Annotated in this window: 7 protein-coding genes; 4 read left to right on the forward strand and 3 right to left on the reverse strand. The window is 74.3% G+C overall.

From position 1 onward, the window contains the following. Positions 1–71: 71 nt before the first annotated feature. A complete protein-coding gene (locus ACFV4F_RS23815; RefSeq protein WP_380445528.1) occupies positions 72–257 on the reverse strand; it encodes a YegP family protein in 186 nt (61 codons plus the stop codon). A 376-nt stretch (positions 258–633) separates the two neighbouring features. On the opposite strand from ACFV4F_RS23815, the gene ACFV4F_RS23820 reads away from it, so the two are divergent. Continuing rightward, the gene (locus ACFV4F_RS23820) at positions 634–1302 is read left to right on the forward strand and encodes a polysaccharide lyase (RefSeq protein WP_380505281.1); all 669 of its coding nucleotides are present in this window, start codon (positions 634–636) and stop codon (positions 1300–1302) included. 209 nt (positions 1303–1511) lie between these two features. Further along, the gene (locus ACFV4F_RS23825; RefSeq protein WP_359959138.1) at positions 1512–1736 is read left to right on the forward strand and encodes a hypothetical protein; all 225 of its coding nucleotides are present in this window, start codon (positions 1512–1514) and stop codon (positions 1734–1736) included. 49 nt (positions 1737–1785) lie between these two features. On the opposite strand, the gene ACFV4F_RS23830 is transcribed toward ACFV4F_RS23825, so the two are convergent. Together ACFV4F_RS23830 and ACFV4F_RS23835 are read right to left on the reverse strand one after the other, a co-directional pair. Beyond that, positions 1786–3918, reverse strand: a complete 2133-nt coding sequence (locus tag ACFV4F_RS23830) for an MMPL family transporter (protein WP_380445530.1) — start codon at positions 3916–3918, stop codon at positions 1786–1788. 149 nt (positions 3919–4067) lie between these two features. Then, the gene (locus ACFV4F_RS23835; protein ID WP_380505284.1) at positions 4068–5012 is read right to left on the reverse strand and encodes a deoxyribonuclease IV; all 945 of its coding nucleotides are present in this window, start codon (positions 5010–5012) and stop codon (positions 4068–4070) included. 249 nt (positions 5013–5261) lie between these two features. Between ACFV4F_RS23835 and ACFV4F_RS23840 the strand changes: the two genes are divergently transcribed. Both ACFV4F_RS23840 and ACFV4F_RS23845 read left to right on the forward strand, forming a co-directional pair. Continuing rightward, positions 5262–6341, forward strand: a complete 1080-nt coding sequence (locus ACFV4F_RS23840; RefSeq protein WP_380505287.1) for a nitrous oxide reductase family maturation protein NosD — start codon at positions 5262–5264, stop codon at positions 6339–6341. A gap of 30 nt (positions 6342–6371) precedes the next feature. After that, the gene (locus ACFV4F_RS23845; protein ID WP_380445533.1) at positions 6372–7478 is read left to right on the forward strand and encodes a methyltransferase; all 1107 of its coding nucleotides are present in this window, start codon (positions 6372–6374) and stop codon (positions 7476–7478) included. The last annotated feature ends 130 nt before the right edge of the window (positions 7479–7608 follow it).

The raw sequence follows: 7608 nt of genomic DNA on the forward strand, positions 1-7608 counted from the left end.
CCAATCGGTTTTTTGGTAAAACACGACGGGGGGCGGGCGTTTGCCCCCGCCCCCCCGCACACGGGGGTCCGCTATCCGGCGGCCGCCTCCTTGAGCTCCGCGTACGGCGCGAGCTTGCGGATCGACTCGATGCTCCGGATGCAGTCGTCCCGGCTCTCCTGCGGGTCGCTCGTCACGACGATCGACCCGTTGCTCGCCTTGAGCCGGAACCGGTGCATCCCGGTCTCGTCGGTGTACAGCTCGAACTTGCCGGCCATGAAACCCACTCGCCTCTCGCTCGGTGACCCCCTCGCACCGCACCGTAGTCACAACCCCCACCCCCCCGCCCGCCGACCGGACCCGTCCGAGTGGCGCCCGCCGCCGCGCCGTCCGGCATGATCGGGCGGTTGGCCGATCCCCGGACCGAGGAGTCCCGTGAAGCGCACCACCGCCGCAGTCATTCTGAGCGCCCTTGTGCTGGCCGCCGTCTCCGGGTGCTCCGCCGCGCCGGCCCGTGCCCGGTCGAAGCCGGCCGCGCCGTCGAACGCCGTTGCCGCGGCGGGGTCCTGGAAGGGGGACTTTCGCGGGTACGGGACGGACCAGTGGCGGCGTGCGTGGGGTGTGGCCGACCAAGGGGCCTGGGGCGGCGCCGACTTGAGTGCCGTCGACGATCCGTCGGTGCCGGGCGGCGGCGGGTCGGCGCTCCACGTCGCGTACGGGGCGGGCTCGTCCGCGAACCAGTGCGCCGACTGCCCGAATCCCGGGGGCGGGCAGTTCTACACCAGCCTCGACGCGCTCGGCCTGTCCGGCCTCGCCGACGGGACGACCCTCGACCTCCGGTACGCCGTCAAGTTCCCCGTCGGGCGCGACTGGGGCAAGGCCGGCAAGCTGCCCGGGCTCTACGGCGGCCGGATCGGCGCGGAGTCGGGCGGGAACCACGGTGACGGGTGGTCGACGCGGTACATGTGGCGCGGCGCCAAGGGCGTGCCGGACAACGGCGAGGTCTACCTCTACACGCCGACCAGTGCCGGCCCGACGGGTTACGGCGTCGACGAGGGCCTGGGCGACTGGCGCTTCCAGGCGGACGGCCGGTGGCACACCGTCGAGCAGCTGGTGGACCGCGGCACCGGTGACGTCACCGTGTGGTACGACGCCGAGCAGGTGTACGCGGCGCCGGGCGTGGCCAAGGGCATTGCCGGGATCCCGTTCTCCGGCGTGCTCTTCTCCACCTTCTACGGCGGCCACGACACCACGTGGGGCCCGGCGAGCGCGCAGCACGTCGAGTTCGCCGACTTCTCCCTCGCGTCCACCCGGCAACACTGACGGCCGTTCGGGTGAGGCCCGGCGGTCCGCCTTCACCCGGGCGAGGGAGATCGGTCACCCGGTTGTCTCAGCGGGGTTGCGGCGTGGGCGGGTTCGTGCGGGTTCGTGTGCAAATCTGTGCTGGTGCCCGCGGGGCGGCCGGGTGTGCGTGTGGCCGGCCCCGGGCGCGCCTTCATGCCAGAGACCAGAGACCACCCAAAGGACATCTGATGTCGCTTCGTGGAAACATCCGCAAGTTCGCCGTGATCGCGGCCGTGACGGGTGCCGCCGCCTTCGCGGCGCCGGCGCCGGCGATGGCGCACTGGCACGCGTCGGACTCGTCGTCCGGCCAGAGCCTGGAGTCGGGTTCGGCCGGCGTCGGCCTCTTCGGCCCGCACGCCAACTGGCTCAACGTCCACGAGCACAGCGAGGACGCCTGCATCGGGGACTGCTGATCCAGCTGATCCGGCCGTGGGCCCGGGGAGTGTTCGGCGCTCCCCGGGCTCACGCGTGTCCGCTCGGCTCCATCTGCCGGACGTCGGCCGGCCGGGAGAGCGGGCTCGGCCACCAGATGTGCCGGCCGAGGTCGACGGTGAGCGCGGTGACCAGCACCGACCGCACCACCAGGGTGTCGATGAGCACGCCGAGCGCGACGGCGAAGCCGATCTCGGCCAGGCCCACGACGGGCAGGGTGCCGAGCACGGCGAAGGTGCTGGCGAGGATCAGCCCCGCCGACGTGATGACGCCGCCGGTGGCGGCGAGGCCCGCGACCGCCCCCTGGCGGGTGCCGCGGTGGGCGGACTCCTCGCGGACGCGCGTCATCAGGAAGATGTTGTAGTCGATGCCCAGGGCGACCAGGAAGACGAAGACGAACAGCGGGAACGCGTTGTCCTCGCCCTGGAACCCGAAGACGTGCTCGAAGAAGAGCACGCTGATGCCCAGCGCCGCCGCGTACGAGAGCACGACGGTCGCGATCAGCACGAGCGGCGCGGTGACGGCCCGCAGCAGCAGCGCCAGGATCACCAGGACGACGCCGAGGACGAGCGGGATGATCGCCCGGTTGTCGTTGCCGGCGGCCCGCCCGGCGTCGAGGATCACCGCGGTGTTGCCGCCGACCTTGGCGTCGGCGCCCGGGACGGCGTGGACGGCGGTGCGGACCCGGTCCACGGTGTCCTTCGCCGCCTGGCTGTCCGGCGGGTCCGTGAGCGTGGCCTGGAAGAGGGCCTGCCCGGCGTGCGTCACGGGCACGGACGTCCCGGCGACGCCGGGCGTCGACTGCGCGGCGGCCCGTACGGCGCCGGCGTCCGCCGCCGTCGAGATGACGGTGAGGGGTGAGCCCGTGCCGCCCGGGAAGTGCTGCTCCAGCACCTGCTGGCCGACGACGGAGTCCGGTGTGCCGGTGAACGAGGCGGCCGTGCCGAGCCCGTTGGCGTTGAGGGACACCAGCCCCGCGCAGCAGGCCGCGAGGGCGAGCGCCGTCCCGACCCAGACCTTGCGCGGGCGGCGGGCGATCCACGCGCCGATGTGCGCCCAGCGGCCCGTCTTCGTCGGCTCGGCCGTGCCGTAGGCGGGCTTGACCGGCCAGAACACCCACCGTCCCATGATCACCAGCAGTGCGGGCAGCAGCGTGAGCATGGCCGTCAGCGCGACCAGCACCCCGATGGCGCACACCGGTCCGAGGCCGCGGGTGGAGTTCATCTCGGCGATCAGCAGGCACAGCATCGACGCGACGACCGTCGCCGAGGACGCCAGGATGGCGGGCCCGGCCCGGTGCAGGGCGAACGCCATCGCCTCGTGGCGGTCCTCGTGGCGGCGCAGCTCCTCGCGGTAGCGGGCGGTGAGCAGGAGGGCGTAGTCGGTGCCCGCGCCGAGGACGAGGACGACCAGGATGCCGGCGCTCTGCGCGTTGACGGTGAGTCCGGCGTGCTTGGCCAGCAGGTAGATGACGGCCTCGGAGACGACGAGCGCGCCGGCGGCGGAGATCAGCGGGAGGGTCCAGAGCACCGGGCTGCGGTAGGTGAGCAGCAGCAGGATGATCACGACGCTGACGGTGGCGGCGAGCAGGGAGCTGTCGATGCCGGCGAACGCCTTGGCCTGGTCGGCGCCGACCCCGGCCGGGCCGGTGACGTGGGTGGTCATGCCGTGGCTGTCGGCGGCGGCGGTGGCGCGCAGGCTGTCGACGGCGGGGCGCAGGTCGTTCCAGCCGTTGGTGCCGACGTCGATCGGGACGATCGTCTGCATGGCCTGTCCGTCGCCGGAGACCACCGGTCCGACGACCGGCCCGAGGACGTGCGGGGCGGTCGCGAACGTGACCGCGTCCCGCGCACCCTGGGCGCGGTCGGCGGGAGTGAGGCCGCCGGGGCGGTCGTAGACGACGACGGCCTGGGCGGTCTCGATCGGCTGGAAGGCGCGCTGCTCGTTCAGCACCTTCGTCGACTCGGCGTTGCCGGGCAGCCAGCTGGACGCCTGGTTGTCCTCGGCGCCCATGAGCTTCCCGGCCAGCGGGCCGGTGGCGACCAGCAGGATCAGCCAGACCGCCAGCACCACCCACTTGCCGCGGCGGCCGCACGGCAGCGCGGCGAGCCGGGTCGCGATCGTCGTCGCGGCGGTCCGCGCGGTCGGTCGGGACGCGGTCATGGCGGGACCCCCAGGGGCCGGTGGCGGTGATGTCGATCCAGCCTCGCACCGCCGGTACGGACCGGCAGCCCGAGCGGGGCCCCGCTACGGCACCCGGGTCGACCAGACCCGAGTCGGCCACGCCCGGACGGCGGCCACACCCGGGTCGGCTACACGCGGACGGCGGCCCGCTCGCGCAGTTCCTTGAGGGCCGTGATGTCCATCGCGTGCCCGGTGCCGTCCCCGCCGTGCTTGCGGTCGGGCGTCTCGACGACCAGCGGCACGCCGGCCGTCGCCGGGTGCTCGAACAGCTCGCGGAACGGCTCCGCGCCGATCATTCCCGCACCGATGTTGGCGTGCCGGTCCTTGCGCGCGCCGACGACGTCCTCGGAGTCGTTGGCGTGGATCAGCCGCAGCCGGCCGGGACCGGCGGCCGCGACCAGCGCGTCCAGCGCCGCGGTGACGCCGCCCGGCGCGGCGAGGTCGTGCCCGGCCGCGAAGGCGTGGCAGGTGTCGAGGCAGACGCCGACCTTCGGGTGGCCCTCCAGCGCCTCGACGTACTCGGCCAGGTCCTCCAAGCGGGAGCAGAGCGAGCTGCCCTGACCGGCCGTCGGCTCCAGGAGCAGCCAGGGCGCGTCGTCGCCGAGCGCGTCGAGCTCGTCCAGCAGCGGCCGGACGTCCGCCCGCACCTGGGCCATCGCCTCGGCCCGGCGGGATCCGCCGCCGGGCGCGGTGCCGACGGCGGAGCCGGTGTGCAGGACGACGCCGAGGGCGCCGATCGCGTGGCCGCGCAGCAGCGAGTGGCGCAGCGAGACGGCGGAGCGCTCCCTCGTCGCGGGGTTGTCCGAGCCGAAGTTGATCAGGTAGGGCGCGTGCACCCAGGCCGGGACGCCCTGCTCGGCGCAGGCGGCGCGGAACTCCTCGTCCTGCGCGGGGTTGCCCGGGGGCGTGGCCCAGCCGCGCGGGTTGGCCACGAACACCTGGACCGTCTCGGCGCCGACCCGCCGCGCGTACGCGAGGCCGGTCCCGGCCAGCCCGCGGGCGGCGACCGGCACGTGGGCGCCGATCGGGTTGCGGGCGGTGGCGGCGGGCGGTACGAGAGCGGTGCTGTTCACGGCCCCGAGCATGCCACGCGGCCGGGCGTGTCCCGAAAACGGGCCCCGTCCACCCCGGGGACGGCGTTCGCCCGCCCGGCCGACGCCCCGTCAGTCCCGCAGCCCAGCCCTGGTGGCGGGCCCACCCGGGCGCCCATAGCGTCGGTTCGGTCATCCCCACCGGCTGTCACGAGCCCCCCACACCGCGTGAGAACCGCCCCGCGCCCACGGCCCGGACCTTGCGCGGAGGAAGAAAACAGGTCACCACACATGCCCACGCGTCGGGTCCACCACCTCGCCGCGGCCACCGCCGCGGTCTGCTCCCTGACCACCGCCCTGACCACCGTCCTCGCCGTCACCCCCGCCCACGCGGACGGAGGCGCCCTGCTCCTCGTCCACCCGGGCGAATCGATCCAGCAGGCCGTCGACGCCGCCCGGCCCGGCGACACCGTGCAGGTCCTGCCCGGCACGTACCGCGGCAGCGTCCGGATCACCACCCCCGGCCTCACCCTGCGCGGCGCCGGCCCGGCCAGCGTGATCGTGCGCGGCGACGGCACCGAGAACGCGTGCGCCGCCGCCGGCCACGGCGTCTGCGTGGACGGCACCGAGGCGGCCCCGCTGCTCGACGTCACCATCGAGGCCCTCGCCGTCACCGGCTTCGCCAAGAACGGCATCGACGCCAGCGGCACCACCGGCCTGACCGTCCGCGCCACCTACGTCCACGACAACGGCCAGCAGGGCATCAGCCAGGAGATCTCCACCAGGGCCGTCATCCTCGGCAACCGCGCGACCGACAACGGCCAGTCCGGCGTCTTCCTCGCCAACTACGCCTACCGCGAGGGCGGCGCGCCCGATACCGGGGGCACCCGCGTCGAGGGCAACGAGCTCTCCGGCAACCGGGTCGGCGTCACCGTCCGCCGGCTGCGCGTGCTGACCGTCCAGGGCAACGAGATCAGCGGCAACTGCAGCGGGGTCTTCGTGGTCGGCGACGAGGGCGTGCCCCGGGCCGGGGACCTCGACGTCAGGAAGAACCGGGTGGTCGCCAACAACAAGTTCTGCCCCGCCAATCCCCGCCTCGGTGCCATCCAGGGCGCCGGCATCGTGCTCACCGGCACCGAGGACACCCGGGTCACCGACAACGAGGTCCACGACAACGCCGGCCGCACGGACTTCTCCGGCGGCATCGTCCTGTTCAAGAGCGTCGTCGGCATCCCCAACACCCGTGCGACCGTCACCGGCAACACGCTGAGCGGCAACGGCCCCGCGGACCTCGCCGACCGCGACACCGGCACCGGCAACACCTTCGCCCGCAACACCTGCGCCGTCTCCGAGCCCTCCGGCCGCTGCTGACACCGCCGCTTCCACCCGTAAGGACCACCCATGACCACCGCACCCGCCCACACCAGCCCCCAGGCCGCGATGCGCCTGCGCGAGCTCGTCTTCGGCGCCGCCTGCGCCGCGGCCGTCCGGGCCGCCGCCCGGCTCGGCGTCGCCGACGCGCTCGGCGACACCCCGATGACCGTCACCGAGCTCGCCGCCGCGCTCGACACCGAACCCCGCCCGCTGCGCCGCCTGCTGCGCGCGCTCACCTGCTACGGCATCTTCGCCGAGACCACCGCGACGACCGCGACCGGCGCGACGACCGCGACCGGCGAGCCCGGCGCGACCACCGCGGCCACCGTGCCCGGCGAGGAGCGCTTCGAGCACACCGAGATGTCCCGCCTGCTGCGCGAGGACGCCCCCAACTCGCTGCGCTACATCTCCCTGTGGTGCACCGAGCCGTGGACCTGGGAGGCCTGGCCGAAGCTGGACGAGGCGGTGCGCTCGGGCCGCAACGTCTTCCCCGAGCTGTTCGGCAAGGAGTTCTTCGACTACCTGCACAGCGACGCGCACGACTCGGCGAAGGTCTTCGACAAGGCGATGACCACCTCCAGCCGGCAGTCCGCCCGGGACTTCGCCGAGTACCTGGACCTCACCGGCGTCGACTCGGTGGCGGACATCGGCGGCGGCCAGGGCCACGTGCTCGCCAGCCTGCTGGAGAAGCACCCGGCGCTGCACGGCACCCTGCTCGACCTGCCCAAGGTGGTGGCCGGGGCGGACGCGCGGCTCCAGGACGGCGGCGCGTTCTCCGCGCGGGCCCGCCTGGTGCCCGGGGACTGCCGCAAGGACATCCCCGTCCGCGCCGACCTCTACATCATCAAGAACATCCTGGAGTGGGACGACGAGAGCACCCGCCGCACCCTCGGCAACGTCGTGGCCGTGGCCCGGCCGGGCGCGCGCGTCGTCGTCGTCGAGAACCTCGTCGACGACAGCCCGTCGATGCGCTTCACCACCGCGATGGACCTGATGCTGCTGCTCAACGTCGGCGGCGCCAAGCACTCCAAGGACAGCCTCGTCCGGCTGATGGAGGAGGCCGGTCTGGCGGTGTCCGACGTCCGCTCGGTCAACCCCTACCTGCACGCCTTCGAGGCCACCGTCCGCGGCTGAGCCGCCCACCGCGCCGCCCACCGCGCGAAACGGGCCCGGGGGCCCCCCCCCCCCGGGGGGCCCGCGCCGGCGGCGGGGGCGCCCGGGGGGGGCGCGCCCCCGCGGGGGGCGCCACGCCCTCGGGGGGGGT

This window comes from Kitasatospora sp. NPDC059722, from assembly GCF_042733235.1.
GTDB lineage: Bacteria > Actinomycetota > Actinomycetes > Streptomycetales > Streptomycetaceae > Kitasatospora.

Bases quoted from the DNA above. Each gene is read 5' to 3' on its own strand.
- ACFV4F_RS23815 (WP_380445528.1), bottom strand. From the start codon at position 257: ATGGCCGGCAAGTTCGAGCTGTACACCGACGAGACCGGGATGCACCGG.
- ACFV4F_RS23825 (WP_359959138.1), top strand. From the start codon at position 1,512: ATGTCGCTTCGTGGAAACATCCGCAAGTTCGCCGTGATCGCGGCCGTG.
- ACFV4F_RS23830 (WP_380445530.1), bottom strand. From the start codon at position 3,918: ATGACCGCGTCCCGACCGACCGCGCGGACCGCCGCGACGACGATCGCG.
- ACFV4F_RS23840 (WP_380505287.1), top strand. From the start codon at position 5,262: ATGCCCACGCGTCGGGTCCACCACCTCGCCGCGGCCACCGCCGCGGTC.
- ACFV4F_RS23845 (WP_380445533.1), top strand. From the start codon at position 6,372: ATGACCACCGCACCCGCCCACACCAGCCCCCAGGCCGCGATGCGCCTG.